Annotated in this window: 30 protein-coding genes; 8 read left to right on the top strand and 22 right to left on the bottom strand. The window is 64.5% G+C overall.

What is annotated here, in order from left to right; translation table 11 throughout:
• Positions 1-128: 128 nt before the first annotated feature.
• The 3 genes from CO731_RS05620 to CO731_RS05610 all read right to left on the bottom strand — a co-directional run bounded on the left by CO731_RS05620 (position 129) and on the right by CO731_RS05610 (position 2,974).
• Positions 129-1,511, bottom strand: coding sequence for an ammonium transporter (locus CO731_RS05620; protein WP_108609651.1), 1,383 nt, complete (start codon positions 1,509-1,511; stop codon positions 129-131).
• 30 nt (positions 1,512-1,541) lie between these two features.
• Positions 1,542-1,880, bottom strand: a complete 339-nt coding sequence (locus tag CO731_RS05615; RefSeq protein WP_055975214.1) for a P-II family nitrogen regulator — start codon at positions 1,878-1,880, stop codon at positions 1,542-1,544.
• 221 nt (positions 1,881-2,101) lie between these two features.
• Positions 2,102-2,974 carry an acyl-CoA thioesterase II gene (locus CO731_RS05610; protein WP_108606313.1) on the bottom strand — a complete coding sequence of 291 codons (873 nt, stop codon included), beginning with the start codon at positions 2,972-2,974 and terminating at the stop codon, positions 2,102-2,104.
• A 92-nt stretch (positions 2,975-3,066) separates the two neighbouring features.
• On the opposite strand from CO731_RS05610, the gene CO731_RS05605 reads away from it, so the two are divergent.
• The gene (locus CO731_RS05605) at positions 3,067-4,326 is read left to right on the top strand and encodes a ubiquinone biosynthesis hydroxylase (RefSeq protein WP_108606312.1); all 1,260 of its coding nucleotides are present in this window, start codon (positions 3,067-3,069) and stop codon (positions 4,324-4,326) included.
• A gap of 690 nt (positions 4,327-5,016) precedes the next feature.
• The gene (locus tag CO731_RS05600; protein ID WP_108609650.1) at positions 5,017-5,442 is read left to right on the top strand and encodes an OsmC family protein; all 426 of its coding nucleotides are present in this window, start codon (positions 5,017-5,019) and stop codon (positions 5,440-5,442) included.
• Between the two features lie 34 nt (positions 5,443-5,476).
• Here CO731_RS05600 and CO731_RS05595 read toward each other — a convergent pair whose 3' ends face one another.
• Positions 5,477-6,448, bottom strand: a complete 972-nt coding sequence (locus CO731_RS05595; RefSeq protein ID WP_108606311.1) for a helix-turn-helix domain-containing protein — start codon at positions 6,446-6,448, stop codon at positions 5,477-5,479.
• A 579-nt stretch (positions 6,449-7,027) separates the two neighbouring features.
• Here CO731_RS05595 and CO731_RS05590 point away from each other — a divergent pair.
• The gene (locus CO731_RS05590; protein WP_108606310.1) at positions 7,028-8,146 is read left to right on the top strand and encodes a Glu/Leu/Phe/Val dehydrogenase dimerization domain-containing protein; all 1,119 of its coding nucleotides are present in this window, start codon (positions 7,028-7,030) and stop codon (positions 8,144-8,146) included.
• A 115-nt stretch (positions 8,147-8,261) separates the two neighbouring features.
• Here the strand turns inward: CO731_RS05590 and CO731_RS05585 are convergent, their stop codons facing one another.
• From CO731_RS05585 to sdhC, 7 genes are read right to left on the bottom strand one after another with little or no spacing between them, the layout of a single operon-like run.
• Entirely contained in the window at positions 8,262-8,900 is a 639-nt protein-coding gene (locus CO731_RS05585; RefSeq protein ID WP_108606309.1) for a DUF480 domain-containing protein, read from the bottom strand.
• Between the two features lie 36 nt (positions 8,901-8,936).
• On the bottom strand, positions 8,937-10,079 hold the full coding sequence (locus tag CO731_RS05580; protein WP_108606308.1) for a glycosyltransferase family 4 protein: 1,143 nt from the start codon (positions 10,077-10,079) through the stop codon (positions 8,937-8,939).
• Positions 10,080-10,089: 10 nt separating this feature from the next.
• The gene (locus CO731_RS05575; protein WP_108609649.1) at positions 10,090-10,869 is read right to left on the bottom strand and encodes a succinate dehydrogenase iron-sulfur subunit; all 780 of its coding nucleotides are present in this window, start codon (positions 10,867-10,869) and stop codon (positions 10,090-10,092) included.
• A gap of 10 nt (positions 10,870-10,879) precedes the next feature.
• Entirely contained in the window at positions 10,880-11,323 is a 444-nt protein-coding gene (locus CO731_RS05570; protein ID WP_108606307.1) for a DUF3052 family protein, read from the bottom strand.
• Between the two features lie 3 nt (positions 11,324-11,326).
• Complete coding sequence (gene sdhA / locus CO731_RS05565; protein WP_108606306.1) at positions 11,327-13,162, bottom strand: succinate dehydrogenase flavoprotein subunit; 1,836 nt, start codon at positions 13,160-13,162, stop codon at positions 11,327-11,329.
• Positions 13,163-13,166: 4 nt separating this feature from the next.
• Positions 13,167-13,565, bottom strand: coding sequence for a succinate dehydrogenase, hydrophobic membrane anchor protein (gene sdhD / locus CO731_RS05560; RefSeq protein ID WP_108606305.1), 399 nt, complete (start codon positions 13,563-13,565; stop codon positions 13,167-13,169).
• A gap of 1 nt (position 13,566) precedes the next feature.
• Positions 13,567-13,983, bottom strand: coding sequence for a succinate dehydrogenase, cytochrome b556 subunit (gene sdhC / locus CO731_RS05555; RefSeq protein ID WP_108609648.1), 417 nt, complete (start codon positions 13,981-13,983; stop codon positions 13,567-13,569).
• Positions 13,984-14,406: 423 nt separating this feature from the next.
• Here sdhC and CO731_RS05550 point away from each other — a divergent pair, with 423 nt between their 5' ends.
• Positions 14,407-14,763, top strand: a complete 357-nt coding sequence (locus CO731_RS05550; protein WP_108606304.1) for a hypothetical protein — start codon at positions 14,407-14,409, stop codon at positions 14,761-14,763.
• A 6-nt stretch (positions 14,764-14,769) separates the two neighbouring features.
• Here the strand turns inward: CO731_RS05550 and CO731_RS05545 are convergent, their stop codons facing one another.
• The 7 genes from CO731_RS05545 to rplS form a co-directional block, all read right to left on the bottom strand.
• Positions 14,770-15,981 (bottom strand): GGDEF domain-containing protein, encoded by a 1,212-nt coding sequence (locus CO731_RS05545; protein ID WP_108606303.1) that lies wholly within the window; start codon positions 15,979-15,981, stop codon positions 14,770-14,772.
• A gap of 166 nt (positions 15,982-16,147) precedes the next feature.
• Positions 16,148-17,557 (bottom strand): 3-isopropylmalate dehydratase large subunit, encoded by a 1,410-nt coding sequence (leuC, locus tag CO731_RS05540; protein WP_108606302.1) that lies wholly within the window; start codon positions 17,555-17,557, stop codon positions 16,148-16,150.
• 355 nt (positions 17,558-17,912) lie between these two features.
• Positions 17,913-18,461, bottom strand: coding sequence for an MgtC/SapB family protein (locus CO731_RS05530; protein WP_108606300.1), 549 nt, complete (start codon positions 18,459-18,461; stop codon positions 17,913-17,915).
• Positions 18,462-18,521: 60 nt separating this feature from the next.
• Positions 18,522-19,157, bottom strand: a complete 636-nt coding sequence (locus CO731_RS05525; protein WP_108606299.1) for a class I SAM-dependent methyltransferase — start codon at positions 19,155-19,157, stop codon at positions 18,522-18,524.
• Positions 19,154-19,969 (bottom strand): amino acid ABC transporter permease, encoded by an 816-nt coding sequence (locus CO731_RS05520; protein WP_108606298.1) that lies wholly within the window; start codon positions 19,967-19,969, stop codon positions 19,154-19,156. Before CO731_RS05520 ends, CO731_RS05525 begins: the two co-directional genes overlap by 4 nt.
• A 235-nt stretch (positions 19,970-20,204) precedes the next feature.
• Positions 20,205-21,002, bottom strand: coding sequence for a basic amino acid ABC transporter substrate-binding protein (locus tag CO731_RS05515; RefSeq protein WP_108609647.1), 798 nt, complete (start codon positions 21,000-21,002; stop codon positions 20,205-20,207).
• A 180-nt stretch (positions 21,003-21,182) separates the two neighbouring features.
• Positions 21,183-21,731 carry a 50S ribosomal protein L19 gene (gene rplS, locus CO731_RS05510; protein WP_108606297.1) on the bottom strand — a complete coding sequence of 183 codons (549 nt, stop codon included), beginning with the start codon at positions 21,729-21,731 and terminating at the stop codon, positions 21,183-21,185.
• Between the two features lie 344 nt (positions 21,732-22,075).
• Here rplS and CO731_RS05505 point away from each other — a divergent pair, with 344 nt between their 5' ends.
• The 3 genes from CO731_RS05505 to CO731_RS05495 all read left to right on the top strand — a co-directional run bounded on the left by CO731_RS05505 (position 22,076) and on the right by CO731_RS05495 (position 23,642).
• Positions 22,076-22,831, top strand: coding sequence for a sulfite exporter TauE/SafE family protein (locus CO731_RS05505; RefSeq protein WP_108606296.1), 756 nt, complete (start codon positions 22,076-22,078; stop codon positions 22,829-22,831).
• A 74-nt stretch (positions 22,832-22,905) separates the two neighbouring features.
• A complete protein-coding gene (locus tag CO731_RS05500) occupies positions 22,906-23,202 on the top strand; it encodes a type II toxin-antitoxin system HigB family toxin (RefSeq protein ID WP_108606295.1) in 297 nt (98 codons plus the stop codon).
• Positions 23,202-23,642 (top strand): XRE family transcriptional regulator, encoded by a 441-nt coding sequence (locus tag CO731_RS05495; protein WP_245439637.1) that lies wholly within the window; start codon positions 23,202-23,204, stop codon positions 23,640-23,642. Before CO731_RS05500 ends, CO731_RS05495 begins: the two co-directional genes overlap by 1 nt.
• Positions 23,643-23,706: 64 nt before the next feature.
• Here CO731_RS05495 and trmD read toward each other — a convergent pair whose 3' ends face one another.
• The 4 genes from trmD to rimM are packed head-to-tail and all read right to left on the bottom strand — an operon-like array spanning position 23,707 to position 25,693.
• Positions 23,707-24,432 carry a tRNA (guanosine(37)-N1)-methyltransferase TrmD gene (gene trmD / locus CO731_RS05490; RefSeq protein ID WP_256371663.1) on the bottom strand — a complete coding sequence of 242 codons (726 nt, stop codon included), beginning with the start codon at positions 24,430-24,432 and terminating at the stop codon, positions 23,707-23,709.
• Positions 24,425-24,841, bottom strand: coding sequence for a type II toxin-antitoxin system HicB family antitoxin (locus tag CO731_RS05485; protein WP_108606294.1), 417 nt, complete (start codon positions 24,839-24,841; stop codon positions 24,425-24,427). The genes trmD and CO731_RS05485 overlap by 8 nt, the downstream gene beginning before the upstream one ends.
• A 1-nt stretch (position 24,842) precedes the next feature.
• Positions 24,843-25,031 carry a type II toxin-antitoxin system HicA family toxin gene (locus CO731_RS05480; protein WP_108606293.1) on the bottom strand — a complete coding sequence of 63 codons (189 nt, stop codon included), beginning with the start codon at positions 25,029-25,031 and terminating at the stop codon, positions 24,843-24,845.
• 59 nt (positions 25,032-25,090) lie between these two features.
• Positions 25,091-25,693, bottom strand: coding sequence for a ribosome maturation factor RimM (gene rimM, locus CO731_RS05475; protein WP_108609645.1), 603 nt, complete (start codon positions 25,691-25,693; stop codon positions 25,091-25,093).
• 68 nt (positions 25,694-25,761) lie between these two features.
• Here rimM and CO731_RS05470 point away from each other — a divergent pair, with 68 nt between their 5' ends.
• On the top strand, positions 25,762-26,700 hold the full coding sequence (locus CO731_RS05470) for a tyrosine recombinase XerC (RefSeq protein ID WP_108606292.1): 939 nt from the start codon (positions 25,762-25,764) through the stop codon (positions 26,698-26,700).
• Positions 26,701-26,746: the final 46 nt, after the last annotated feature.

Genomic DNA, 26,746 nt, shown 5'->3' with positions numbered 1-26,746 from the left:
TTTGATGCGCCCGGCATAAAAAGAGGGCCCGGATTGCTCCGGGCCCCAAGGCGTGGGCGCTTTTCGGGCGGCCACGACGGGATAGGGAGGATGCGGCGGCGAGTTTTTCGATCCGCCGCCGGCCGGAATTACGTGTGGTAGGCCACTTCGCCATGCGAGGTTAGGTCGAGTCCTTGGCGTTCGGCTTCGACGGTCGGGCGCAGTCCGATCAGCAGATCGACCAGCTTGTAGAGCACCAGCGAACCGACGCCGCACCAGATCACCGTCACCGACACGGCGAGGAACTGCGTCCAGACCTGGCCGGCGACCGACATGTCGCCATAGCCGATGCCACCGAGCGACTCGGCATTGAAGATGCCGGTGCCGATCGCGCCGACGATGCCGCCGACGCCGTGAATGCCGAACACGTCGAGCGAGTCGTCATAGCCGAGCTTGATCTTCACCACCGCCACGAAGAAGTAGCAGATGGCCGAGGCTATGGCGCCGAGTACGATGGCGCCGACTGGACCGACGAAGCCGGCAGCCGGCGTCACTGCAACGAGGCCCGCGACCATGCCCGAGGCCGCGCCCAGCATCGAAGCCTTGCCGCGTGCGACCACTTCGATGATCACCCAGGCAAGGATCGCGCCGGCGGTGGCGGTGAAGGTGTTGATCATGGCGAGTGCTGCGCCGCCATTGGCTTCGAGGTTCGAGCCGGCATTGAAGCCGAACCAGCCGACCCACAGGATCGAGGCGCCGACCATGGTCAGCGTCATCGAGTGCGGCGCCATGTTGTCCTTGCCGTAGCCGGTGCGCTTGCCGACGAGCAGGGCGCCGACCAGCGCGGCGATGCCGGCATTGATGTGCACGACCGTGCCGCCGGCAAAATCAAGCGCGCCCCAGCCATAGATCAGGCCGTCCGAATCCCACACCATGTGGGCGATCGGGAAGTAGACGAAGGTCACCCACAAGGCCACGAACAGCAGCACCGCCGGGAACTTGATGCGCTCGGCGAACGAGCCGACGATCAGCGCCGGGGTGATGCAGGCGAAGGTCATCTGGAAGACGATGAATACATATTCGGGAATGACCACGCCCTTGGTGAAGGTCGCGGCCATGCTTTCCGGCGTCACGCCGGCAAGGAAGGCCTTGCCGAGACCACCCCAGTAGGGGCTCGGCGCGTCGCCGAAGGCCATCGAGTAGCCCCAGAACGTCCAGATCACGATCACCAGCGCCACGATCATCGTGCACTGCATCAGCACCGACAGCATGTTCTTGGCGCGCACCAGCCCGCCGTAGAACAGCGCCAGGCCCGGCAACGCCATGAACAGCACCAGCAGCGACGAGGTCAGCATCCAGGCGACGTCGCCCTTGTCCATGACATCAGCGGGTGCTGGGGCCGTCGCAGCGGCATCGGCTGCCGCGGGTGCGGTTTCCTGGGCGAAGGCCGCGACCGTTCCCAGGGCGGCGAGCGCGAGCGTGCCAAGCAAGGCCGAGCGCGCCGCCGTCTTCAATGAGGTTGGAATTTGCATTGAGGTCTCCATGAGAATTGGTTGGCCCGCTCAGAGCGCGTCGGTGTCGGTTTCGCCGGTACGGATGCGCACGGCCTGGTCGATGCCGAAGACGAAGATCTTGCCGTCGCCGATCTGGCCGGTCTTGGCGGCACCGGTGATCGCCTCGACCGCCTTGTCGACGAGGTCGGTGCTGACGGCGACTTCGATCTTGATCTTGGGCAGGAAGCTGACGGCATATTCGGCGCCGCGGTAGATCTCGGTGTGCCCCTTCTGGCGCCCGTAGCCTTTGACTTCGGTGACGGTCAGGCCCTGGATGCCGACATTGGTGAGCGCTTCGCGCACCTCGTCGAGCTTGAACGGCTTGATGATGGCCATCACGATTTTCATCAGGTTTCACCCCTTGCTGTTGCGGGTCCCCCGCGTTGCAGACGTCGCCAGCGGACCCGAAAGCCACCGGTGAGTGACCTACGCCATTCAAGCTCCGTGCCAGTTTGCATTGGCACAGGCTAAGCTATTGAGATTGAAGTGAAATGCCCCATGGCCATGCAGCATCCTTCGCAGGTGCAGCAATGCACCTGCTCACACAATGTGCATAAATTCTAAAATGCCTAGTTTGTAGGCTTGCTGCGCAGGCGGATCAGCCCTTCCTGCGCCACCGATGCGATCAGCGTGCCGTCCTGGGCGTAGAGCGCGCCGCGGGTGAAACCGCGCGAACCCGAGGTCGAAGGGCTGTCCTGGGTGTAGAGAAGCCAGCCGTCCAGCGCATGTTCGCGGTGGAACCACATGGCATGATCCAGGCTCGCCGCCTGGATGTCGGGATCGAAGATGCCGCGGCCATGGGCAAAGGTTGCCGTATCGAGCAGCGTCATGTCGGAAAGATAGGCAAGCACCGCCGCGCGCAACGCCCGATCGTTGGGCACCGGCCCGGTCAGGCGCAGCCATACCTTCTGCAGCGGCGGCAGCTTGTCTCGGCTCGAATAGTGCTCGGCATAGACGGGACGGAGCTCCAGCGGCCGCTCCTTGGCCCAGAACAGCCGGATCTGCTCGGGCACATGCTTGGCTTCCTGCAGAAGCTCGCGCTGCGACCTCAGCTGCTCGGGCGGCGGCACGTCGAGCGGCATCGGCATCTGGTATTCGAGCCCCTCCTCTTCGACCTGGAACGATGCCTCGAGCGAAAAGACCGCGTGGCCGTGCTGGATCGCCACCACCCGCCGGGTGGTGAAGCTGCCGCCGTCGCGGATGCGGTCGACCTCGTAGACGATCGGCACGTTGATATCGCCCGGCCGCATGAAATAGCCGTGCAGCGAATGCACATGCCGGTCGGCCGTCACCGTGCGCTGTGCCGCAACCAAAGCCTGGGCGATGGTCTGGCCGCCGAACACCCGTTGCCAGTGCGCCTGCGGGCTGCGACCACGATACAGGTTGTGTTCCAGCTTCTCGAGATTGAGAATGCTCAGAAGCTCTTGTATTCCGGCCGGCATGCTTTCCCCTTTTCGGGACGAAGTATCCCCGGTTTCCATCAGGAAGCCCCCGTCGAGTCAAGGCGGGAAGCCTAGCCGTAAAGGACGCCGCCATGGTCACGCGCGAAACTGACGACAAGAAATCGACGCAGCTCGACGTGCTGGTCGCAGGTGCCGGCTATGTCGGCCTGGCAACCGCCGTATCGATCAAGCAGGCCCGGCCCAATCTGCACGTCGCCATCGTCGACGCCGCACCTGCCGAGGTCTGGCGCAAGGACGGCCGTGCCTCGGCGATTGCCGCTGCCGCCTGCCGCATGCTCGACCAGCTCGGCTGCTGGGAGGAGATCGCGCCCGAGGCGCAGGCCATCACCGACATGGTCATCACCGATTCGAAGAGCGCCGATCCCGTCCGCCCGGTTTTCCTTACCTTCGACGGCGAGGTCGGCTCCGGCGAACCTTTCGCCCACATGATCGAGAACAAGGTGCTCAACGGCGCGCTGCGCCGCCGAGCCGCCGAGCTCGGCATCGACATCATCGAGGGCGTTGCCGTCGAGGCCTTCGAGGCGGGCATCGCCGGCGCCAAGGTCCATCTCGCCGATGGCGTCAGCATCGATACGCGCCTTCTCGTTGCCGCCGACGGCGTGAAATCCAGGCTGCGCGACATGGCCGGCATCAAGACCGTGCGCTGGGAATACGGCCAGTCCGGCATCGTCTGCACCGTCGCGCACGAACGCCCGCATGGCGGCCGTGCCGAAGAGCATTTCCTGCCCGCCGGCCCCTTCGCCACGCTGCCGCTCAAGCCGAAGGACGGCGTCAACCGCTCCTCGATCGTCTGGAACGAGCGCACCGAGGATGCCGAGAAGCTGGTCAACGGCGACCCGTTCGTCTTCGAAATCGAGCTTGAGCAGCGCTTCGGCCTGAAGCTCGGCGAGATCCGCGTCGAGGACAAGCCCCGCGCCTGGCCGCTCGGCCTGACCCTGGCGCGTGCCTTCGTAGCACCCCGCTTCGCCCTTGTCGGCGACGCCGCCCATGGCATCCACCCGATCGCCGGCCAGGGCCTCAATCTCGGCTTCAAGGATGCGGCAGCCCTCGCCGAAACCATCGTCGAGGCCGACAGGCTCGGCCAGGACATCGGCGCGCTCGACGTGCTCGAACGTTACGAGCAATGGCGCCGCTTCGACACCGTGCGCATGGGCGTCACCACCGACGTGCTCAACCGGCTGTTCTCCAACGACATCGCCCCGGTCCGCGCCCTCCGCGACATCGGCCTTGGGCTGGTCGACCGCGTGCCGCGCCTGAAGGAGTATTTCATCCGCCAGGCGTCCGGCCTAACGGGCGAAACGCCGCGGCTGCTCAAGGGCGATGCGATCTAGGGACGGATCTGTTCCACCTCTGCCCGGAGGTCTGCCAATCGTGGAGCCCTCTTCCACTCGTAACACCGGTGGTCTCTGTCACTCGCAACACCAGAGGTCTCTGCCAATCGCAGCACGGAACTCTCTGGCAATCGCAGCACCTGAGATTGGCGGAGGCGCCTCCGCATCCGTCATCCTCGACCTCGTGAGCGAGCGGAGAGTGTCGGGGATCCAGCCGTGACGCCGGCAAAGCCAGAACCGGTCCAGAACTCGTTCCTCCACCTCCGCAAGTCCAGTTGGTCGGTTGTGCGTCCTTCGACAAGCTCAGGATGAGGACCGTTGACGCTAAATCTCTCTCGTCAAATCTGTCGATTCTAACGCAGGCAGCACCGAACGTCGGCAGCGCCTAGGGTCCTCATCCTGAGCTTGTCGAAGGACGCACTCCCAAGCAACCTCGCCTGGACACCGGCCTCCCGGAGCGGACGCCAGCACCAGCATCAGCGCCACTGCCCCCCACCCTGACCCTGCCGAAGAGTGAGCCTGCCGGGTCGAACTCCAAGGACGAGCGCACAACAAGCAGACATTTTCGCTAGACAGTTTTTTCGCGCGACGCTGCTTTCCTGACGTCGGAAAGCTGGCAGGCGCGCCAGCCAGCGCTATAGTCTCATCCGGCTGCCGAACCCGGCCCCGTCAGAAATCATGGAGAACATCATGAACCACAGCGCCAACGCCGTCTGGAAAGGCAATCTGAAGGAAGGCTCGGGAACACTCGACACCCAGAGCGGCGCGCTCAGGGGCCAGCCCTATTCGTTCAAGGCGCGCTTCGAGGATGAAACCGGCAGGTCCGGCACCAATCCCGAAGAACTGATCGCCGCTGCCCACGCCGGCTGCTTTGCCATGCAGCTGTCGCACTTCCTTGCCGAAAACGGCACCCCCGCCGACAAGCTCGACGCCAAGGCGGTCGTCACCCTCGTTCCGGGCACCGGCATCACCGAAAGTGCGCTCACGCTTGTCGGCAGCGTACCCGGCATCGACAACGCCAAGTTCCAGGAACTCGCCGCCAAGGCCAAGGAAGGCTGCCCCGTTTCCAAGGCGCTCGGCGCCATCAAGGTTTCGCTCGACGCCAGGCTCGCCTGAGCCGCAAGGGGCGCCGGGCAACGGCTCGGCGCCCTTATGCCGCCAGCACCCCTGCACGTATGTCCGACGGCGTGACGCCGTAGCGCTTGCGGAACGCCCTGTTGAAATAGGATAGGTCGTTGAAGCCGGCCTCATAAGCGATGTCGATGATGCTGTGCCCGGCCCAAATCGGATCGGCCAGCATCCGGTGTGCCCGCATCAGCCTCTGCCCGAGCGCGAATGCGGTGAACGACAGCCCCTCGCCTTCGAACAGCTTCCTGACATAGCGCGCCGACAGCCTGTGCTCGGCGGCGACCGCCTCGGCCGAGAGCCCGCGCAGGTCGGCGCGCGCCGAAATGTCGGCCTTGATCGCCGCCAGACGCGCAGCCCGCAGGCCGCGCCCTATCGCCACCTGCTCCGCCTCGCGCGTCGCCCCCAGCGTCAGCGCCGTCAGGTCCAGCAGATGGCTCGCCACCTTGCGCGCCATGTCGCCGGGCAAGGCATCGTCCAGTTGCTGCAGGGCGGTGGCATAGCTCAGCAGCAGGTGCATAGGCCCTTGGTCCACGGCGATCGGCCGCATCATCAGTTTGGATACGTCTCCAACCAGCGGCTGCAGCGCCTTCCGCTCGAAGCGCAGATTGACATAGGTGAAGCCTGGCCGCGTCACATTGGCGCCGGTCCGGCCGCCGGGCACGAACATTGCGCAGCCCGGCAACACGCTCTCTTCCTGCTTGCCGATCTGCATGTGGCTGCCGCCGGCGAGAGCGGCCAGCAGAATGATGTCGTCATTCTCGATCATCTCGGATTTGACGCCGACCTTGATCGGTGAGGCGGTGCCGGTAGCAATGCCTATCCCCGGCAGCAGCCTGACCCGCATGTCCATCTGGACCGGACTATCGTCGACGGGTTCGAGATCGGCCTTGAGGATCGTCTTGCCGTAGACCTCGCGCAGCACGGACAACCTGTCCTCTACCGGCAGGTCCTCCGTCACGATGCGAAATGAAGTGAACTGTCCGTCAGCGGCCATCGACTCACCCAACTAGATACAACCCATACGCGAAGCTGCGCTTTGTAGTTCGCGTCAGACGATAGGTCAATCCAGGACCGCCCAGACCCGTCGCAGGTGCCGTCCCGTCCAAGAATATGCTGTGGCGCGTCTCTAGTTTGCCGCTCGCAAATCGAATTTGGTCCAGTCCAGCCACGGGGAAACGGGCATGCACCATCTTCAATTCTGGAAGACCTTGGCGGCCCTGGCCGCGGCGGGGTTCAACCCGCGCGCGTTTCTGGCGCCGATGGCATCGGGCAGCAAGCCGCCAAAGCCGGCCGAGCCGAAGCCGCCAAGGGAACGAAACGAACGGAGGCGCTGAGGGCCGGGATCGTTCGGATGACAGGTCTGGCTGCATCGCAAGCAAGCTGGGGGCAGTAGCACTTGCGGCAGCACAGCGGCCGGGCGTCGGGTGGGCAGACCCGGCGTCCGGCCATTTTTTCGTTTGTTGCGCGGCAGACCGGACGAGCGCAATGCGCGGTCGCGGCGCGCCCCGTCTTCGAAACCAAAAATCGCCTGAAATGTTTACCCTCCAGGGATCAGCCTACCGGGAGGACCCTCATGCTGAATGTCCTGGAACCGTGCCACCAGAAGCTTGCCGGCGCAACCACGCTCGAAATCACCGACATCACCGCAGACGTCGCCCATCTCGACGGCTTCGACCATCACGAGCAGGTCTGGCTCGGCCGCGACACGGCGCGCGGACTGACCGCCATCGTTTCGATCCACACCACCGTGCTCGGCCCCGCCCTCGGCGGCACCCGCATCTGGCCGCACATCAGCTTCGAGGCTGGCGTCATCGACGCGCTTCGGCTGTCGCGCGGCATGACCTTCAAGTCGGCCATCGCCGGCCTGCCGCTCGGCGGCGGCAAGGCGGTCATCATCGCCGACGCGAAGAAAGACAAGACGCCGGCCATGCTCGAGGCCTATGCCGAGATGCTCAACACGCTCGCCGGCCAGTACATCACCGCCGAGGATGTCGGCATGACGCTCGCCGACGCCGACTTCCTCGCCGAGCGTGCGGCCAATGTCAGCGGCACCACCAAGGGCGGCAGCGGCAACCCCTCGCCCTTCACCGCCCAGGGCACCTTTGTCGGCCTCAAGGCCGCACTCCGCCACCGCACCGGCAGCGACAACCTCGCGGGCATACGCGTCGCCGTCCAGGGCCTCGGCTCGGTCGGCTGGTCGCTGTGCGAGAAACTCCATGTTGAGGGCGCGGTGCTCACCGTCTCCGACCTCGATGCGGCCCGCACCGCCCGCGCCGCCGAAAAGTTCGGCGCGACAGTCGTTTCCGGCGATGCCATCCTCTCGGCCGACGTCGACATCTTCGCGCCCTGCGCATTGGGCGGCATCCTGTCCGCCGAGACGATCCCGCAGCTCAAGGCAAAGATCGTCGCCGGTGCCGCCAACAACCAGCTTGCCACGGCCGAAGACGGCATGCGCCTGGTCGAGCGCGGCATCCTCTATGCCCCCGACTACGTCATCAACGCCGGCGGCGTCATCAACGTCGCCGCCGAAATGGCCGAGGGCGGCTACAGCGTCGAGGCGGTTTCGCCGCGCGTCGAAAAGATCGCCGACACGCTGACCGCCATCTTCCAGCGCGCCGACCGCGAAGGCCGCACCACCGATGCGGTCGCTGAAGCCATGGCCGGAGAGATCGTCGAAGCGGCAAGGAAGTAGGCGCGGCCTTCCCTTCTCCCCTTGTGGGAGAAGGAAAGGCGCGCCGCGCTGTACCAAAAACAAAAACGGCCCGGCTGCTTCCACAACCGGGCCGTTTTCAATGTCCGCAACGCGCCTATCCGCCGACAGCGTCGAGACGCGCCTTGAGCGCCGCCACTTCCTCTTCCAGAAGCCGAACACGTTCCTCGAGCTCCGAAACAACGGGCGCGGCGGCGCTCGGTGCCCGGCTTGTCGTGACAACCGCAGCGTCGACATCGCCGGACAACAGATGCGCGAAGCGATCCTCGCGTTGGCCGGGTGCGCGACCGATCTCCTTGACCAGCGCCGGCCTGCGGCCGATCAGCATGTCGAGTTCGCTGCGCACGGCGTCGGCATCGGCGAAGTTCGCCATGCGCTCGGCGCGAGCGAGCAATTCGAACACGGTCTGCGGTCCGCGCAGCAGAAGCAGGCCGATCAGCGCGCTCTGGTTGCGCGTCAGCGAGAACTTCTGCGCCATCTGATGTTCGTAGCGCTCGACGCGCGAGGCGAATTGCTGCTTCGCCATCCCCTTCGCCTGCAGCGCGCCGAGTGCCCTGGTGATGTCGACCATCTCCAGGGCCATGACCGGCTCACGCGACGTCTTCTGGTTGGCCGCGGCAACCAGCGCGTTCGACGTCATCGGATAGACGTCAGGCGTCAGTTCCTTCTTCTCGATCAGGCAGCCGAGCACGCGTGCTTCGGCCGCGGTGAGGTGGGGTAGATCCATGTCCGTCATGTCAGCCACTATCGCCTCATATCCGCAGTTCGACCATCATCTTCTCGATTTCGGCTGGCGCGACGCCACGGGCGCAACCAAAAGCCGATCGACGAAACCGGGCGCGCCGCTCCTGAGCAGATTGGCGTAGAGGTGGTAGCAGTTGAGCCCTATCGCTTCCGGAGAAAAGCTGGTCGCGATCCGCTCGCGCGCAGCCAGCCCCATGGCCTTCCTGCGCTCTACATCGCCGGCAAGCAACTTGAGCGCACCGCTCCAGGCATCCGGATCGTAAGGCAACCCGAACCCCGATACACCTTGCTCTATGATCTCGGCGGTCCCACCGAAGTTCATCGTCAGCACCGGCACACCTGCGGCCATCGCCTCGGCTGGCGCCAAGCCGAACGATTCGCCCGGCAGACGGGACGGGGTGACGAAGATGTCGAAGGCAGCCATCATGTCTCTGGCGCCAGGTATTTTGCCAAGCAGTCGCAGCCGGTCACCGCCAGCCTGCCTGATCCGCTCAAGTTCCGTTTCACTTCCGCTTCCCACCACCGCAAACACAAATGGCGGCCCCAAGCGTCGGACAATATCGGCGACGAAGGCAAGGTTCTTGATGGGCCGTATCCAGCACACCGTGCCGACGACGATCTCATCCGCCGCGAAGCCGTATCTGGCCCGTAGCGCAGCGCGTTCGGTTTCCCCCAATTCAGGGGACGGTGCAATTGCATGGGGAAGAACATCGCAACGCCCAGACCCGATGGCCCGCCGAAGCAAGGGCCTGCCCATCCAGTTGTTGACATGCGCCTTGGACGGCACCAGCAGGCGGGTAATGCGCCGGTTGAAATAGGTCATCCAATCGAACGGGCTGAGGAGGTTGAGGCCTTCGATCGCACCGTGGGAGAACACCACAGGCATTTCCGGCATACCGCGCAGTGCTAGCATGACGGGAAGCGCCACGGTGCGCCCCTGCCCGATGTGGATGATGTCAGGCGAGAAGTCTTCGATTGCCCGCTTGATGGAACGAACCATGGAGGCGCTCGGCAGATAGCGATGAACCTTGTTCATCGCCCGATTCCGGCTGCCGGCCCCGCGCAATTCCTGGATCGGAAGGACACGAATGGACACGCCCATTCCTTCCAGGATTGGCGCGATGGGCGTATCTAGGTGGTAGGTACCCTCGGTTAGGTAGAGAACGCGCATCGGGCGCGCCTCACACCCGCCGCTCCACCATCATCTTCTTGATCTCGGCGATCGCCTTGGCCGGGTTCAGCCCCTTCGGGCAGGTCTGGGCGCAGTTCATGATCGTGTGGCAGCGATACAGCCGGAACGGATCCTCGAGATTGTCGAGGCGCTCGCCCTTGGCTTCGTCGCGGCTGTCGATCAGCCAGCGATAGGCTTGCAGCAGCGTCGCTGGGCCGAGATAGCGGTCGCCGTTCCACCAGTAGCTCGGGCACGAGGTCGAGCAGCAGGCGCACAGGATGCACTCGTAGAGGCCGTCGAGCTTCTGGCGGTCCTCGTGGCTCTGCAGCCACTCCTTCGCCGGCTCCGGCGACACCGTCTTCAGCCACGGCTCGATCGAGCGATGCTGGGCGTAGAAATTGGTGAGGTCGGGCACCAGGTCCTTGACCACGGGCATGTGCGGCAGCGGGTAGATCTTCACAGCACCCGAAATGTCGTCGCAGCCCTTGGTGCAGGCCAGCGTGTTCGAGCCGTCGATGTTCATCGCGCAGGAGCCGCAGATGCCTTCGCGGCACGAGCGGCGCAAGGTCAGCGTCGGGTCGATGTTGTTCTTGATGTAGAGCAAATGGTCCAGCACCATCGGGCCGCAATCGTCGACGTCGACGAAATACGTGTCCATGCTCGGATTCTCGCCATCGTCAGGCGACCAGCGGTAGATCCGGTACTCGCGCAGATTGGTCGCACCCTGCGGCTTCGGCCAGGTCTTGCCCTGCTTGATCTGCGAGTTCTTGGGGAGTGTTAGTTCGACCACGATCGGTTCCTCACAGCTTGGCACGCAGTTCCTTGCGGATGACGAGCTTCAGCCCGCTCCACACGGCGTCCACGGCACAGACCTTGACGTCCACCAGCCCCTTGGGCAGCGCCACGTCGCGAATGACATCCTCGGTGATGTCGGTGGCGATCTTCGACGCCTTCTTGGGCCAGGAAATCCAGACCGCGCCATCAGGCGCGATCATCTTCTTGAATGTCCCGACATTGCCGTCGAGATCGGCACGTCGCCTGGTGAAGGCATGGACCACGTCGTGGCCCTCGCCTGCCTCAGCGATCCCTGGCCAGTCGGTCAGCGTCTTCGCTGCAAACGCGCGCGACAAAGCCAGTTCGCCAAGCTCGTCCGGCAGGCCGACAAACACCACGCTCTGGCCGTCCTTGAGGCCGAGCTTCGCCGCAAGCGGCGTTGGCGAATATCCTGCCGCCGCCAGCGCCACGGCTCAGTACACCCGCGCCTTCGGCGCGATCTTTGCCAGGCTGATGCCGCCGTCTTCTTCCTTGAGCAGCGGCTCGGTGTGCACCGGCCGGTAGGTCAGCGTCACCTCGCCGTCCTCGGCGACATTTGCCAGCGTGTGCTTGCGCCAGTTGGCGTCGTCGCGGGCCGAGAAGTCCTCGCGGGCATGCGCGCCGCGGCTTTCCTTGCGCGCTTCGGCGCCATAGACGGTGGCGATCGCGTTGGACATCAGGTTCTCGAGCTCCAGCGTCTCCACCAGGTCCGAGTTCCAGATCATCGAGCGGTCGAAGACCTTGATGTCCTTCATCTCGCCCCAGATCTGGGAAATGCGCTTGCAGCCCTGCTCCAGCGACTCCTGGGTGCGGAACACGGCAGCGTCTTCCTGCATCGCGCGCTGCATCTTCTCACGCAGCACCGCCGTCGGCGTGCCGCCATTGGCGTGACGCAGGCGGTCGAAGCGGTCCATGATCTTTTCGACCGAGGCCGCGTTCGGCGACGGGATTGGCGCGTTGCGGTCGACCACTTCGCCGGCGCGGATGGCTGCGGCGCGGCCGAACACCACCAGATCGATCAGCGAGTTGGAGCCGAGGCGGTTGGCCCCGTGCACCGAAGCGCAGCCAGCCTCGCCGACGGCCATCAGGCCGGGCGACACGCGGTCGGGGTTGCCCGCGGTCGGGTTCAGCACCTCACCCCAGTAGTTGGTCGGGATGCCGCCCATGTTGTAGTGCACCGTCGGCAGCACCGGGATCGGCTCGCGGGTCACGTCGACGCCGGCGAAGATCTTCGCCGATTCCGAGATGCCGGGCAGCCGCTCGTGCAGCACCGCCGGATCGAGGTGATCGAGGTGCAGGAAGATGTGGTCCTTGCTCTTGCCGACGCCGCGACCGTCACGAATCTCCAGCGTCATGCAGCGCGAAACCACGTCGCGCGACGCCAGGTCCTTGGCCGACGGCGCGTAGCGCTCCATGAAGCGCTCGCCCTCGGCGTTGACGAGATAGCCGCCTTCGCCGCGAGCGCCTTCGGTGATCAGGCAGCCCGAACCGTAGATGCCGGTCGGGTGGAACTGCACGAACTCCATGTCCTGCAGCGGCAGGCCGGCACGCGAGGCCATGCCGCCGCCGTCGCCGGTGCAGGTATGGGCCGACGTGGCGGAGAAATAGGCGCGGCCGTAGCCGCCGGTCGCCAACACAACCATCTTCGCCGAGAAGCGGTGGATGGTGCCGTCGTCGAGGTTCCAGGCCACGACGCCGGTGCAGGTGCCGTCCGGCTCCATGATCAGGTCGAGTGCGAAATACTCGATGAAAAACTGCGCGTTGTGCTTGAGCGACTGGCCGTAGAGCGTGTGCAGGATGGCGTGGCCGGTTCGGTCGGCCGCGGCGCATGTGCGCTGCACGGGCGGGCCGTCGCCGTAGTTCATCATGTGGCCGCCGAACGGGCGCTGGTAGATCTTGCCTTCTTCGGTGCGCGAGAACGGCACGCCGTAATGCTCGAGCTCGTAGACTGCGGCTGGCGCTTCGCGCACCAGGTATTCCATGGCGTCCATGTCGCCGAGCCAGTCCGAGCCCTTGACGGTATCGTACATGTGCCACTGCCAGGAGTCGGGCCCCATGTTCTGCAGCGAGGCGGCGATGCCGCCCTGCGCCGCAACGGTGTGCGAGCGGGTCGGGAACACCTTGGTGATGCAGGCGGTCTTCAGCCCCTGCTCGGCCATGCCGAGCGTGGCGCGCAGGCCCGCACCGCCGGCGCCGACAACGACGACGTCGAACTTGTGATCGACGAATGTGTAGGCGGATGCTCCGCTGGTCTTGCCGTCCTTGGCCACCGTATCAGCCTCCAAATGCCAGTTTGAGCAGGGCGAAGAGCGAGGCCACGCCGACCGCTACGGTAAAGAAAGTATTGAGCATGATGAGGATCACCTTGAGGCCCTCGCCATGGATGTAGTCCTCGATCACGACCTGCATGCCGAGGCGCATGTGGTAGAGGCCCGAGAGCAGCATCAGCGCCAGCACCAGCGACACGAACGGATTGGCGAGCGAGGCGCGCACGGTCGCGAAATCGGCGCCGTTCAGAACGATCAAAAGGCCGACGAAAAACAGCATCAGCGGAATGTTGGCGACCGCAGTCAGGCGCTGGCGCCAGAAATGCTCGGTGCCTTCGCGGGCGGAGCCGAGACCGCGAACCTTGCCGAGCGGGGTGCGCATGTCGTGATTGTTGCTGCCGCTCATGTCAGGCACCCCGAACCATGTAGCCGACGATCCAGACCAGGGCGGTCAGCACCACAGAGGCGAACACCGTCGTCCAGGCGATCTTCGATGCGGTATGCTTCTCCAGGCCCACGCCGGTATCCCAGATCAGGTGACGGATGCCGCCCATCATGTGGAATATCAATGCCCAGGTGTAACCAAGCAGCACCAACTGCCCGATCCAGCTGCCATAGACCCAGCTGACGAAAGCGAAATACTGCTGCGAGGTCGCCGCCGCGATCAGCCACCAGGCAACCAGGAGCGTGCCGAAATAGAGCGCGCCGCCGGTGATGCGGTGCAGGATCGACGTCGTCATGGTGATCGGCGGGCGATAGACGGACAGATGCGGCGACAATGGCCGCGCACGCGATGTGGCTTGGGTTGCTTGTGATTTGCTCATGGCTCCCCCGGTCTGCATCCGAGCGTGGCTATGTTTGAATACGGCGCCGTCGCACCGTTTTGCGACGTCGGACTGCGCGCTTTCTAATGTGCTTTTTGCACCGCGTCAAAGTCGGAAAACCGTTCTGGCGCACCTATTTAGTCGCATCACGGCTTCAATCGATTGAACGCCGATCGCAGCTACCCGCTTGGGTAATCAGCGGACCCGAGATCGCTCTCAGTCAACGGACGGGTAGGCCCGCGTTTGCGCCAATGGGGGATGCGTCTGCCACCGTTCGTGCCGGCTTCGTCCGCCTTGCGTTCAGCCAAAATTAACCATGTTTGTTAATCAGCGCCGCCCGAGCGGCCCGGGCTCTTAACAAAGATTAAGAAAAGGTTAAGCTTCGAATCGAAACCTCGCGCCGCAAACCATGGAGATTGCGCGATGCGCCTCCCACTGGCTTTCATCGGAACTGCGTCCCTCGCACTCGCGGCGACGATCGCCTTGGCGACACCTGCCGCTTCCGGCGGCTGGGACCATGACCGCGTCTACGCCGATTCCTTCGGCAATCTCGTGGTCGACAGCGCCGCCGGCTACAAGCGCATCGTCGTCGGCCAGGGCCATTCGGCCCGCAAGCTGGCCGAATACACCCGCTCCGCCACGCCGAAGGTCGTCTACCTCGACGAGGGGCAGCGTGCCACGCGCCATTGCTACCGTCCACCGATGCTGCTCAAGGGCCGCAGCTACATGTACGGCTTCTCCGAGGGAGAGATCCCCCAGCCCGGCCTGCGCTGCTACTGATTTGGGTCAGGACTTGCTGCCGAAGGGCACCACGTTCGTCTCGGCCTGCATCTCGACGACACTGCCAGGCGCCACCCGCACGCAGTCGCGCCCGTCCTTCTTGGCTTCGTAGAGCGCTGCGTCCGCGCGGCGCATCAACTGGTCGATGAACTCGCCGGCCACCAGCTCGGCAACACCGAAGCTCGCGGTAAACCGCTGGTTCGACGGCAGTCCTTCGATCGGCAGGGCCGAAAACGCGCTGCGTGCGCCCTCAGCGAACAGCCGCGCCGCCGCCAGATGCGTGCCGGGCAGGATGATGGCGAATTCCTCGCCGCCGATGCGCCCCGCTATGTGGTGGCCCACCTTGGATTCATGGATGAAGCGCGCGAACGTCTCGATGACCCGGTCACCGGACAAGTGGCCATAGGTGTCATTGATCGACTTGAAATGGTCCAGGTCGGAAATCACCAGCGTCACCGGCAGGCCCTGGCGCTCTGCCTCGCGCAGCGCAATCGCAGCCTGGCGTTGGAACCCACCACGGTTAAGCAGGCCCGATAGCGCGTCCGTCTCCGACTTCTGTGTCGCGTCGGCAAGGATGTCGCGCACCAGGATCACCAGCAGCATCAGCGCGATGGACAGCGCGAACACCGTGCCCAGCGCCTGCGAGATCATCGCATAGGTGCTCTGCAGATATTGATGCGGATCGGAACCGGAACCGACGGCAAGCGCCAAGTAGGGCTTCGAGAAGAACTGCAGCGCACTCGTCAGGAGCACGCCGGTCAGGGCGTAGTCGAACTGGCTGAGCTTGTCCCGCGACCTGAGCACGATCGCCGCACCCATCGCCTGCACCGCGGCGTAGGGCGTCTGGAAGGTCATCATCCTGAGCAGCGAGTCGCGCGGCAGTCCCTGGGTGAAATAGACTGCAGCGGTGGCCAGCACCAGGAACACCAGCATGGTGCGCCATGGCGGCGCCACCTCGTAGCGGCGCGCCAGCCCGACATTCATGATGATCAGCGTGGCCAGGAAGGCAGCAAAATTGGCGGTGACGATGGGCCGCGTGTTCTCGAACCACGGGATCGAGAATTCCGTGCCGATATAGAGCAGGCCGGTCAGGTAGCAGAGCGCAAACCAGCGCGCTGAAACGCGTTTGGCGTCATAGATCGAGATCGCCATGAACGCCGCCGCCAGCAGGCCGGCAACGAACACATTGATCGTGAGAATGAACCCTGCACCGCTCATCGTCTGACGTCGTCTCCCACGGCCGGATCAAACCATATCCGAGAGAAAAAGACGTTAACGTGACCTCGCGGAAGCAGGACCTTTCCGACATCCTCAACAAATGGAAAAGGCGGCGGGCTCGCGCCCACCGCCTTATGTTCGACACGCCGGATTGGCCGGCGCCTGGTCAGTGCCAGTCGCGGATGTCGACGAAATGGCCGGCGATCGCCGCCGCTGCCGCCATTGCCGGCGACACCAGATGGGTGCGGCCCTTGAAGCCCTGGCGGCCCTCGAAGTTGCGGTTCGAGGTCGAAGCGCAGCGCTCATGCGGCTTGAGGCGGTCGTCGTTCATCGCCAGGCACATCGAGCAGCCCGGCTCGCGCCAGTCGAAGCCAGCGGCGACGAAGATCTTGTCCAGGCCCTCGGCTTCCGCCTGCTCCTTCACCAGGCCCGAGCCCGGCACGATCATGGCGCTGACGGTCGAGGCGACCTTGCGGCCCTCGACCACCTTGGCCACGGCACGAAGATCCTCGATGCGGCCATTGGTGCACGAACCGATGAACACGCGGTCGATGGCGATGTCGGTGATCTTGGTGCCGGCGGACAGGCCCATATAGTCGAGCGCGCGCTTCTTGGAGTTGCGCTTGTTCTCGTCCTCGATCACTTCGGCATCCGGCACCACGCCGGTGACGGCGACGACGTCCTCGGGCGACGAGCCCCAGGTGACGATGGGCGGCAGCTTGGCTGCGTCGAGCACCACAACCTTGTCGAAATGTGCACCTTCGTCGGTGTGCAGCGTCTTCCAGTACTCCAGCGCCATATCGAACGCCTTGCCTTTCGGCGCGCGCGGCTTGTCCTGGACGTAGGCATAGGTCTTTTCGTCGGGCGCGATCAGGCCGGCGCGGGCACCGCCCTCGATCGACATGTTGCAGATCGTCATGCGGCCTTCCATCGACAGCGCGCGGATCGCTTCGCCGGCATATTCGATGACGTAGCCGGTGCCGCCGGCAGTGCCGATCTCGCCGATGATGGCGAGCACGATGTCCTTGGCGGTGACGCCTTCCGGCAACTGGCCGTCGACACGCACCAGCATGTTCTTGGCCTTCTTCTGGATCAGCGTCTGGGTCGCCAGCACGTGCTCCACTTCCGACGTGCCGATACCGTGGGCCAAAGCGCCGAATGCACCATGCGTCGAGGTGTGGCTGTCGCCGCAGACGATGGTCATGCCCGGCAGGGTAAAGCCCTGCTCGGGGCCGACGATGTGCACGATGCCCTGGCGCTTGTCGTTCTCGGAGTAATACTCCACGCCGAAGTCGGCCGAGTTCTTGGCCAGCGCCTCGACCTGGATGCGGCTCTCCTCGTTCTTGATGCCGTTCTTGCGGTCCGGCGAGGTCGGCACGTTGTGGTCGACCACGGCCAGCGTCTTTTCGGGATGACGCACGGTGCGGCCGGTCATGCGCAGGCCTTCGAAGGCCTGCGGGCTGGTCACTTCGTGCACGAGGTGGCGGTCGATATAGAGCAGGCAGGTGCCGTCGTCCTGGCGGTCGACAACGTGGTCGTCGAATATCTTGTCGTAGAGGGTACGCGGTGCGCTCATGATCTTGGATCCGTCGATGGCAATAATTGAAAATGGCCGGCCAAAATGCCGGAAGGAGCCCGTCGGCTCAGGGAAGTCGGCAGCTTAGGGCGCCGGAAATCCGGGCAAAGAATCGGGCGGGCAGGCGCTTGTGGTCCTGCAGCACGAAACCTTTATAGGCCGGATCTCCAAAGAGCTCTTCCATGGCCTGCTCATATCAATCTTTTCGGCCCCCGGCAATTGCGATGGCGTCACCCTTCGTCATGGCCGCTCCTGCGTCCGGAACATGGTCCAAAATGTGGGACCGGTTCTCGAAACTGCAACATGCTCGGCTAGGCATATGGAGCTCTCGCTCCGGCCGAAAGATGCAATAGCGCTACGGACGTCTGGTCTTCACCTGCACCTTGCGCGCCACAGGCTTTTCATCCCGCTTGTCCTCGCTCAGGTCGAACTTCACCTCGATCGTGTGCATCAAGCCCAGGACGACAAGGACCAGCAACGTGCCGAAGCCGGCGATCTGCCAGAAGCCGAGCCCGGCGGCGAGGCCGATAGCCCCCGCCAGCCACATGCCGGCTCCGGTCGTAAGACCCTGGATCTCGCCTCGGGCGAACAGGATGGTACCTGCGGCAAGGAAGGCGACGCCTGCCGTCACCGCCTCGACCGCCCGGATCGGATCGACCTTGACCATCTCCTTCATCCCGTCGGCCGTAAACATCGGCGCATGGACGATCTCGATGGTCAGGATGCCGAAGGTCGCCGCGGCAACGCAGACCAGCACATGAGTGCGCAGGCCCGCCGGCCGGTTGCGCCATTCGCGCTCGAAGCCGATGACCGCACCGAAGATCGTCGCCAGCAAGAGCCTTGCTACGATGACCGGAAACGAGGTGTACGTCGGATGGCCGAATTCCTCGACGAGTTGTTCCATGGGACCCTCATGCTGGTTCGGCACCCAACGCGCCGAGACTGCCGAGGTTCCTTCGCCGCCTCAGAGGACTTCGAAAACGAAGGCCTGCACCAGCACCTCCGGCTCAGCCACCGCGAAGGCCCGGAACGGCGGGCTCTCCTCGACCGTCCGCCATTTGCCCACGGCCTCCAGCTCGGAGATTTTCGTCCGGAACCCACCTGCCTCCAGCACCACGTCGCGCACGGTGAACATGACGAAGCCGCCCCGGCTGGTGATCCTGACCAGCTCGTCCAGGCTCGAGGCCGGTGCATGTCCCGCGGTGAACACGCCGGTCGAGACAATGGCGGCGAAATGCCCGTCGCGCCACGGCAGCCGCCTGCCGAGCGCGGCCTTGGTCAGCGCCGCATAACCACCGCGCGCCCGGGCCAGGTCAAGCATCTCCTCGGAAAGGTCGAGCCCTTCGATCTCGCCATAACCAAGTGCTGCTAGGTACGGCCCCGACAGCCCGGTGCCGCAGCCGGCGTCGAGCAGTGGCCCGAGGCCTTTCGGCACATGCCGCGCCACCCACCCCGCGATCACGAAGGGCAGGCAGTAACCGAGTGCCGCCGTCTCCCTGTCGTAGCCATTGGCCCAGGCCGCGTAGGCGGCGGCGAGCCCTGCCTCCGTCTCGGCAGCGTAGACCATGTCGAGCGCGGTCTTGTCGGCGTCTCCGGTCATGCTGCGCGGTCCCTTCGCATCCGCCGCTCCAGCGCCCTCAGGCCGAGTGACAGCCCGACGGTCAGGAGCAGATAGACATAGGCGACGATCGAATAGGTCTCGAAGAAGCGGAACGAGCCCGAGGCATAGACCTTGGCCATCTGGGTGATGTCGGCGACGCCGAGCACCGAAACCAGCGAGGAATCCTTCACCATGGCGATGAAGTCATTGCCGTAGGGCGGCAGGATCGTCCGAAACGCCTGCGGCCAGACGATCAGCCTGAAACGCTGATAGCGCGAAAGGCCCAAAGCCTTCGCCGCCTCGATCTGGCCGACGTCGACAGCCTGGATGCCGGCGCGGAAGATCTCGGCGATGAAGGACGAATAGGCAATCGTCAGCGCGAGGATTGCCCGCCACAACAGCGAGAAGTCGCGTACCTGCATCGGCTCGACCAGTCCCGCCGCCTGCAGCGGTAGCGACAGCCAGTTCCATGCCGCCACGAAGGCTGGCGCGCCGACGAAGGCGATCCAGAACAGCAACACCAGGATCGGCAGCCCTCTGATGATCTCGACATAGAAGCGCGCGATCTGGCGCAGTATTTGCGAGTTCGACAGTCCGAGAAGGGCAATGAACAGGCCGAGCGCCGAGGCAAGTGCGAAAGCGACGACGGTGACGAACAGCGTCACCCACAGCCCTTTGACCAACGTTGACAGGATCTGGCCGTAGACGTCGCTCGCCGCGATCGCCACCGCGGCGGCAATACCGATCGCCCCGGCGGCCACCAGCCACCAGGGAAAGTCCGCCTTTGTGCCCGTACGGTGTGACGGCGGCATCTATCGAGTGACTGCTGGGGCTGTTGACGGCGGCGCCTTACGTCGCCCCCCTCTGGCCTGCCGGCCATCTTCCCCACAAGGGGTGAGATCAGGCTGGCCGCTTGGCTTTCGCCAACTTGCGATGTTGCCATATTGGCGTGGCTGGTGACGCTGCAGATCTCCCCCCTTGTGGGGAAGATGGCCGGCAGCCCAGAGGGGGGCAACGTGGAGCACTGACACCGAAGAATGCCCCAGACTACTGGCCCATCTTGTAGTCGAGGAACCACTTCTTGTTCAGCGCATCGAAGGTGCCGTCGGCCTTGAGCGCGGCAATCGCCGCATTGACCGGTTGAACCAGGTCCGAACCCTTCTTGAAGATGAAGCCGAAATCCTCGCTGCCCAGCGGCCCGCCCACCACCTTGAGCTTGCCTTCCGAGGCATCGACATAGCCCTGGGCCGCGACGCTGTCGGTCAGCACCAGGTCGACGTCGCCTGCCTTGAGCGCCTGCACGGTGGCGCCGAAGGTCTCGAACAGCTTGATGCGCGGGTTCTGTTCGTTGCCGTCGAGGATTTCGTAGACGGCGGTGTAGAACGGCGAGGTGCCCGGCTGCGCCGCGATCAGGCCGTCCTTGAGGGCGCCGAAGCTCTTGGCGTCGGTGAAGCGGGCCTCGTCGGCGCGCACCAGCATGAACTGCTGCGAACGCATGTAGGGATCGGAGAAATCGACCTTCTCCTTGCGGTCGTCCTTGATGGTGATGCCGGTCATGCCGAGCTGGTACTGGCCGTCGGACACTGCCTGGATCATCGCGTCCCAGGAAGTGTTCTGGTACTCGACCTTGAAGTTCAGGCGCTTGGCGATCTCGTCCATCGCGTCATATTCCCAGCCGATCTGCTTGCCGGTCTTGGGATCGATGAACTGCAGCGGCGGATAGGCGTTCTCGGTCACCACCACCACCGTCTTGCCGCCGAGGTCGGGCAGGCTCTGGGCTTGGGCAACGAAGGGCGAAAGCACGAGGGCGAGAGCGCCGGCAAGCGCGAGCTTGAGACTATTCATGATCAGTTCCCCGAAAATGCGCGAGACCGGCGACGCCGGTCGTTTGCGCGAGACTTTAGCTCGCCGCGGGCCGCATGCAAGCAGGCTCCATGCGTCGCGCATGGAAGAACTGGAATTCCATCCCCCCAGAAACGCAAAAGGGCGGCCGAAGCCGCCCTTTCGAAACACAAGTGCCGGAAATTACTCGGCTGCAGGTTCGGCCGCTGCTTCCGCAGCCTTGGCGGCCTCGGCTGCTGCCTTCTTCTCGGCTGCTTCCTGAGCGGCCTTCTCGGCGGCCAGGGCCTGGGCGGCGGCGACCTTCTCGGCCTCGATGCGGGCCTTCTCGGCGTTGGCTGCTTCGCGCTCGGCGTCGTTCAGCTTGCGGGCGCGCACGCCGGTGTTCTCGACGATACGAGCCGACTTACCGCGACGATCGCGCAGGTAGTACAGCTTGGCGCGACGGACCTTGCCGCGGCGGACGATCTCGACGCCCTCGATCATCGGCGAGTAGACCGGGAACACGCGCTCCACGCCTTCGCCATAGGAGATCTTGCGGACGGTGAAGTTTTCCTGGAAGCCCGAGCCGGCGCGGGCGATCACGACGCCCTCATAGGCCTGCACGCGGGTACGCGTGCCTTCCGTGACGCGAACCAGAACGCGCACGGTGTCGCCCGGCTGGAATTCCGGCAGGGTGCGCTTGGCTTCGATCTTGGCGGCCTGTTCGGCCTCGAGCTGACGGATGATATCCATCTCAACTATCCACTTCTTGTTCTTCCGACAGCCAGAGCGCCCGCGCTCGCCTTGCAGTTCCAATGACCGCTCGGATATGCCTTGTTCCCTCGCGGGCCTTCCGGCAGGGGCGACTACACCGTCACTGTTGACGGGTCCGGTCGATTATTCGTCCGGTTCGGGCGGGCACATACCGCTATTTCAGCCATTTGTCACGCCTTGCAGTGTCTTTTTTACGCGCTTTGCGTGCTGTCGCGGCTTGCCGGACCTTGGACCAAGTGGCCGCCGTCGGCAAGCCATGGCTTGCATCCCCGGCCCGGGCTACCTACAGACCCCCAGGCGCAGCTTACCGGAGCAGGCAACCCGTGACCCTCATCACAGTCGGAATCCTCTTCGTCGCGGGCTTCCTCTCGGGCGTCGTCAACGCCATTGCCGGCGGCGGCACCTTCCTGACCTTCGGCGCGCTGACCATGGCCGGGCTGCCGCCGATCTCGGCCAATGCGACGTCGTCGATCGCCCAGTTTCCCGGCTACATCACCTCGACCTGGGCCTATATCAAGGACATCCGCCGGATGTGGCGCGGCGCGCTCGCCTTCGCTGTCATCTCGGCCGTCGGTGCCCTGATCGGCTCGCTGTTCCTGCTGTCGCTCGACAATGTCTCCTTCGGCGCGCTCGTCCCCTGGCTGCTGCTGGCCGCCACCGCGCTGTTCGCCGCCGGCCCCTGGCTCCGGCCGGCAAGACTTGCCGAGCGGCCTGAAGACGCACCGTCGTCACTCGCCGGCCGCATCGTCCAGTTCTTCACCTCGATCTATGGCGGTTTCTTCGGTGCCGGCATGGGCGTGATGATGCTGGCAACCCTCGGCCTCACCGAGGGCGGCGACTACCACCGCCTCAATGCGCTGAAGAACATGCTCTCCATCGTCATCGCAGCGGTCGCCATCATCATCTTCGCCTCCGGCGGCGTCGTCGCCTGGGCGGCTGCAGCCGTCATGATCCCTGGCGTCGCGCTCGGCGGCTATGCCGGCGTCTGGACCGCACGCCGCGTCCCGCAGGCGATCGTCCGCGCACTGGTCGTCGCAGTCGGGCTGTTTTTGGCGTTTTACTATTTTACGAAGGGCTGACCTGCCGGCCAAACTGATTTTTCCCAATCCGGGAAATTACTTGTTCCCAGATTGGGAAATAGCTATATCAAGCCATGCAGATATTGAGCAAGAAGACGCTGCGCGACTTCTGGGAAAAACATCCCCAGGCACAGCGTCCGCTCACCGCTTGGTATCAGGCCACGAGCAGTGCCACCTGGTCGACCCCAGCCGAGATCAAGGCTGTGTTCGGCGCAAGCGTGGACTTTGTCGCCGACAACCGAGTGGTCTTCGACATTGCTGGCAACAAATACAGGCTGGTCGTGCATGTCAGCTACACGTTCAGGCGCGTGCTGATCAAGTTTGTCGGAACGCATGCCGAATATGACAAGATAGACGTGGAGAAGGTGTGATGGAGAACATTCGACCCATCCGCAGCGACGAAGACCTTCAATGGGCCGTCGCTGAAATTGCCCAGTATTTCGAGCATGAACCTGAGCCCGGCAGTGCCGACGCCGAGCGCTTCGACGTGCTGTCTACCCTCATCGAAGCCTACGAGGACAAGCACTATCCGATAGAGATGCCTGATCCGGTCAGCGCCATCGTCTCACATATGGAGATGCGAGGCTTCAAGCAGCGCGATCTCGCAACGGTCCTTGGCTCGGCATCGCGCGCCTCTGAAATCGTCAATCGCAAGCGCATGCTCAACGTGGATATGATCCAGCGGCTCCACGCACAGTGGAAGATACCGGCAGAGATGCTGATCCAGCCCTATCACCTCGCGGCGACAGACACTGTTCCCCCTGTGAGCAAATCGTCGAAGCGATCGGCGGGATCCGCCACGCACAAATAGGGCGCCAGCACATCCTCTGAGGGGGAAGGGTCGATTGAGCTACAGGGCCGTCGCAACTGATCACTTAACGCTGGTGTTGCGCCCACAAATCCGGCCGCCGCGCCTGGGTCAGCTTCTCAGCCTCGGCGCGTCGCCATTTCGCGATCTTGCCGTGATTGCCGGAGGTCAGCACCTCTGGGATAGCGCGGCCTTCGAACTCCTGCGGCCGGGTATAGTGCGGATGCTCCAGCAGCCCGCCCTCAAAACTCTCTTCCTCGCCCGATACCTCGTTGCCCATCACGCCGGGCAGCAGCCTGACCACCGCGTCGAGCAGCACCAGCGCCGCCGGCTCGCCACCCGAGAGGATGAAGTCGCCGACCGAAATCTCTTCCAGCTCACGCGCCTCGATGACGCGCTGGTCGACGCCTTCGAAGCGGCCGCACAGGATGACGGCACCCGGCCCGGCCGCCAACTCGCGCACGCGCTCCTGGGTCAGCGGCTTGCCGCGCGGGCTCATCAGGATGCGCGGGCGCGTATCGCCCTCGGGCGAGGCATGGTCGATCGCCTTGGCCAGGATGTCTGCGCGCATCACCATGCCGGCGCCACCGCCGGCAGGCGTGTCGTCGACGGTGCGGTGCTTGTCGGTCGCAAAGTCGCGGATCTGCACGGTTTCAAGCGACCAGTCGCCACGCTCCATCGCCCGCCCCGCCAGCGACAGTCCCAGCGCGCCCGGGAACATCTCGGGATAGAGCGTGAGCACGGCTGCGCGGAAGCCCGGCTCCTGCCTTTCGATGGGGTCCAATTCAGCCACGCGCCTTTCGCTTTTCTTCCCGCTCGATCTCGTGCTTCGCGGCCACCGCAAGGAAGCCCGAGCGCGTATAGCCGGACTGCTGGGCAAACTGGTCGATCTGCTTCAGCACGTCCTCCGGGAAAGTGACATTGACCCTGATGGAGCGCTGGTCCAGCGCCGGCGCCTTGACCAACACGGCGACGCCATCTCGATTGTCGGCAACCGCCATCACATCTTCGAGCAAAGTCGGTTCAGGGATAGGCTCTCCATCCTCCAGCATTCCCTCCATATGCAGTGCCAATGCCTCTTCGGCGCCGGCACGCGCCTCGTCGAGAGTGGGACCCGCCGAAACGCAGCCGGGAAAATCGGGGAAGGACACGCCATAGTCGCTATCGGCGTCCTTGTGGATGAGGGCGATGTAATTGGCCATGCTATTTCAGCCTGATCCCGGATTGCTTTTCGATGCTGCGCAGGGTGCCTTGTGGAATGTCGCTCTTGGGGTCCGGCACCGTGACCCGGCCCTTTTTCGACGGATGCTTGAACTGGACGTGGCTGCCCTTGCGCGCAACTTCCACCCAACCGTCGGCAACAAGCAGTCTGATTACCTCACGGCTGCGCATGATGTGTATCTATACACATTTACGCCACATATCAAGACAAGCGAGCCACCCTGGCGTGACTAGCGATTTCCCCCGGCATCCCTGGGTCCGCGTGGCCGACCTTTATGCTCGAACTCGCCGTCGGAAGGTGCGTTCGCGTCGTCTTCGTCCTCGACCAGCCCGGCAGCAACCGTATCGATGGCGACGAAGCCGCCAGCGATGTCGACCACGGGCACCGCCGCCTGCGTGAAGGGAATCAGCACGCCCTTGCGGCCCTGATACTGGATTTCCAGGATATCGCCGCCGCCGAAATTCTGCACGGCAAACACCTTGCCGACCGGCTCGCCGTTTTCGTCGCGAACCGCAAGCCCGACAAGATCGGTGTGATAGAATTCGCCCTCCTCGCCATCCTCGGGCAGCGCCGAACGGTCGACGAACAGCTCGGTGTTGGTCAGCGCCTCGGCGGCGTTGCGGTCGTTGACGCCCTTGAAGCGCACCACCACCACCTCGTTGGCCGGCCGGATCGCGGCGATCTCGAAGGCTCGGCCGTCCTTGGCGTAAAGCGGGCCGTAGTCGGCCAGCGCCAGCGGATCGCCGGTAAAGGTCTTCACGCGCAGCTCGCCCTTGATGCCGTGGGCGGCGCCGATCACGGCCATCTGGATTGGATTTTGGGGTCTGGCCATCGCCTGCTTCACTGCTTGCTAACTTCGCTCGTTCAACACTGACTTATTCAATCGGACCCGCGCTGCCAATGCAGGAATTCCTCATCGCCGCAAAACCCGACCTCCAGGCGGCCCGAGAAGGCTGGCTGAAGTCGCTGGCCGGCGAACGCCGCCTGTCGACATCGACCGTCGATGCCTACGAACGCGACACGCGCCAGTTCCTGCAGTTCCTGACCGGCCACAATGGCGGCCCACCCGGCATTTCAGACATCCGAGACCTCCGTCCGGCCGACCTGCGCGGCTATCTCGCCTCGCGACGGGCTGACGGTGCCGGTGCCCGCACGCTTGGACGCGGCCTTGCCGGGGTGCGCTCGCTGCTGCGTTTCCTCGAACGCCAGGGCCTGGTCAACGCCGCCGGCTCCGCGGCGCTGCGCGCGCCGAAACAGCCGAAATCGCTGCCCAAGCCGCTCACCGCGATCGACGCCAAGCGTGTCGTATCGGCAGGCGAGCAGCTTGCCGAGGAGCCCTGGATCGCAGCTCGCAATGCTGCCGTGCTGACCCTGCTCTACGGCTCGGGCCTGCGTATTTCCGAAGCGCTCAACCTGTCCGGCACGGAGCTCGCCTCGCCCTCCGACACCGTGCTGCGCATCACGGGCAAGGGCGGCAAGACGCGCCTCGTCCCCGTTCTGCCGGTCGCACTGCAGGCGGTCGCAGAATACCGCAAGCTTTGCCCATATCATCTCGCTGCCGAAGGCGCGCTTTTCCGCGGCGCCCGCGGCGGCCAGCTCGACCCGGCGATCATCCAGCGCGAGATGCGCAAGATGCGCTCGGCCTTGAACCTGCCCGACACGGCAACCCCGCACGCGCTGCGCCACTCCTTCGCCACCCATCTGCTCGGCCGTGGCGGCGACCTGCGCACCATCCAGGAGTTGCTCGGCCACGCCAGTCTGTCGACCACGCAGATCTATACGGGCGTCGACACAGCCCGCCTGCTCGAGATTTACGACGCGGCACACCCCCGCGCCTGACCCCGCGAGGCTGACAATTGTCACTGCGGCATTAACCGTTTTGCCG

This window comes from Aminobacter sp. MSH1 (genome assembly GCF_003071665.1).
GTDB classification, from domain to species: domain Bacteria; phylum Pseudomonadota; class Alphaproteobacteria; order Rhizobiales; family Rhizobiaceae; genus Aminobacter; species Aminobacter niigataensis.
This window is presented reverse-complemented; position numbering and strand designations above follow the sequence as displayed.

Excerpts from the sequence above, each read along its gene's own strand:
- CO731_RS05620 (WP_108609651.1), bottom strand. The coding sequence starts at position 1,511 with ATGCAAATTCCAACCTCATTGAAGACGGCGGCGCGCTCGGCCTTGCTT.
- CO731_RS05615 (WP_055975214.1), bottom strand. The coding sequence starts at position 1,880 with ATGAAAATCGTGATGGCCATCATCAAGCCGTTCAAGCTCGACGAGGTG.
- CO731_RS05610 (WP_108606313.1), bottom strand. The coding sequence starts at position 2,974 with ATGCCGGCCGGAATACAAGAGCTTCTGAGCATTCTCAATCTCGAGAAG.
- CO731_RS05605 (WP_108606312.1), top strand. The coding sequence starts at position 3,067 with ATGGTCACGCGCGAAACTGACGACAAGAAATCGACGCAGCTCGACGTG.
- CO731_RS05600 (WP_108609650.1), top strand. The coding sequence starts at position 5,017 with ATGAACCACAGCGCCAACGCCGTCTGGAAAGGCAATCTGAAGGAAGGC.
- CO731_RS05595 (WP_108606311.1), bottom strand. The coding sequence starts at position 6,448 with ATGGCCGCTGACGGACAGTTCACTTCATTTCGCATCGTGACGGAGGAC.
- CO731_RS05590 (WP_108606310.1), top strand. The coding sequence starts at position 7,028 with ATGCTGAATGTCCTGGAACCGTGCCACCAGAAGCTTGCCGGCGCAACC.
- CO731_RS05585 (WP_108606309.1), bottom strand. The coding sequence starts at position 8,900 with ATGACGGACATGGATCTACCCCACCTCACCGCGGCCGAAGCACGCGTG.
- CO731_RS05580 (WP_108606308.1), bottom strand. The coding sequence starts at position 10,079 with ATGCGCGTTCTCTACCTAACCGAGGGTACCTACCACCTAGATACGCCC.
- sdhD (WP_108606305.1), bottom strand. The coding sequence starts at position 13,565 with ATGAGCGGCAGCAACAATCACGACATGCGCACCCCGCTCGGCAAGGTT.
- sdhC (WP_108609648.1), bottom strand. The coding sequence starts at position 13,983 with ATGAGCAAATCACAAGCAACCCAAGCCACATCGCGTGCGCGGCCATTG.
- CO731_RS05550 (WP_108606304.1), top strand. The coding sequence starts at position 14,407 with ATGCGCCTCCCACTGGCTTTCATCGGAACTGCGTCCCTCGCACTCGCG.
- CO731_RS05545 (WP_108606303.1), bottom strand. The coding sequence starts at position 15,981 with ATGAGCGGTGCAGGGTTCATTCTCACGATCAATGTGTTCGTTGCCGGC.
- leuC (WP_108606302.1), bottom strand. The coding sequence starts at position 17,557 with ATGAGCGCACCGCGTACCCTCTACGACAAGATATTCGACGACCACGTT.
- CO731_RS05530 (WP_108606300.1), bottom strand. The coding sequence starts at position 18,461 with ATGGAACAACTCGTCGAGGAATTCGGCCATCCGACGTACACCTCGTTT.
- CO731_RS05525 (WP_108606299.1), bottom strand. The coding sequence starts at position 19,157 with ATGACCGGAGACGCCGACAAGACCGCGCTCGACATGGTCTACGCTGCC.
- CO731_RS05520 (WP_108606298.1), bottom strand. The coding sequence starts at position 19,969 with ATGCCGCCGTCACACCGTACGGGCACAAAGGCGGACTTTCCCTGGTGG.
- CO731_RS05515 (WP_108609647.1), bottom strand. The coding sequence starts at position 21,002 with ATGAATAGTCTCAAGCTCGCGCTTGCCGGCGCTCTCGCCCTCGTGCTT.
- rplS (WP_108606297.1), bottom strand. The coding sequence starts at position 21,731 with ATGGATATCATCCGTCAGCTCGAGGCCGAACAGGCCGCCAAGATCGAA.
- CO731_RS05500 (WP_108606295.1), top strand. The coding sequence starts at position 22,906 with ATGCAGATATTGAGCAAGAAGACGCTGCGCGACTTCTGGGAAAAACAT.
- CO731_RS05495 (WP_245439637.1), top strand. The coding sequence starts at position 23,202 with ATGGAGAACATTCGACCCATCCGCAGCGACGAAGACCTTCAATGGGCC.
- CO731_RS05485 (WP_108606294.1), bottom strand. The coding sequence starts at position 24,841 with ATGGCCAATTACATCGCCCTCATCCACAAGGACGCCGATAGCGACTAT.
- CO731_RS05480 (WP_108606293.1), bottom strand. The coding sequence starts at position 25,031 with ATGCGCAGCCGTGAGGTAATCAGACTGCTTGTTGCCGACGGTTGGGTG.
- rimM (WP_108609645.1), bottom strand. The coding sequence starts at position 25,693 with ATGGCCAGACCCCAAAATCCAATCCAGATGGCCGTGATCGGCGCCGCC.
- CO731_RS05470 (WP_108606292.1), top strand. The coding sequence starts at position 25,762 with ATGCAGGAATTCCTCATCGCCGCAAAACCCGACCTCCAGGCGGCCCGA.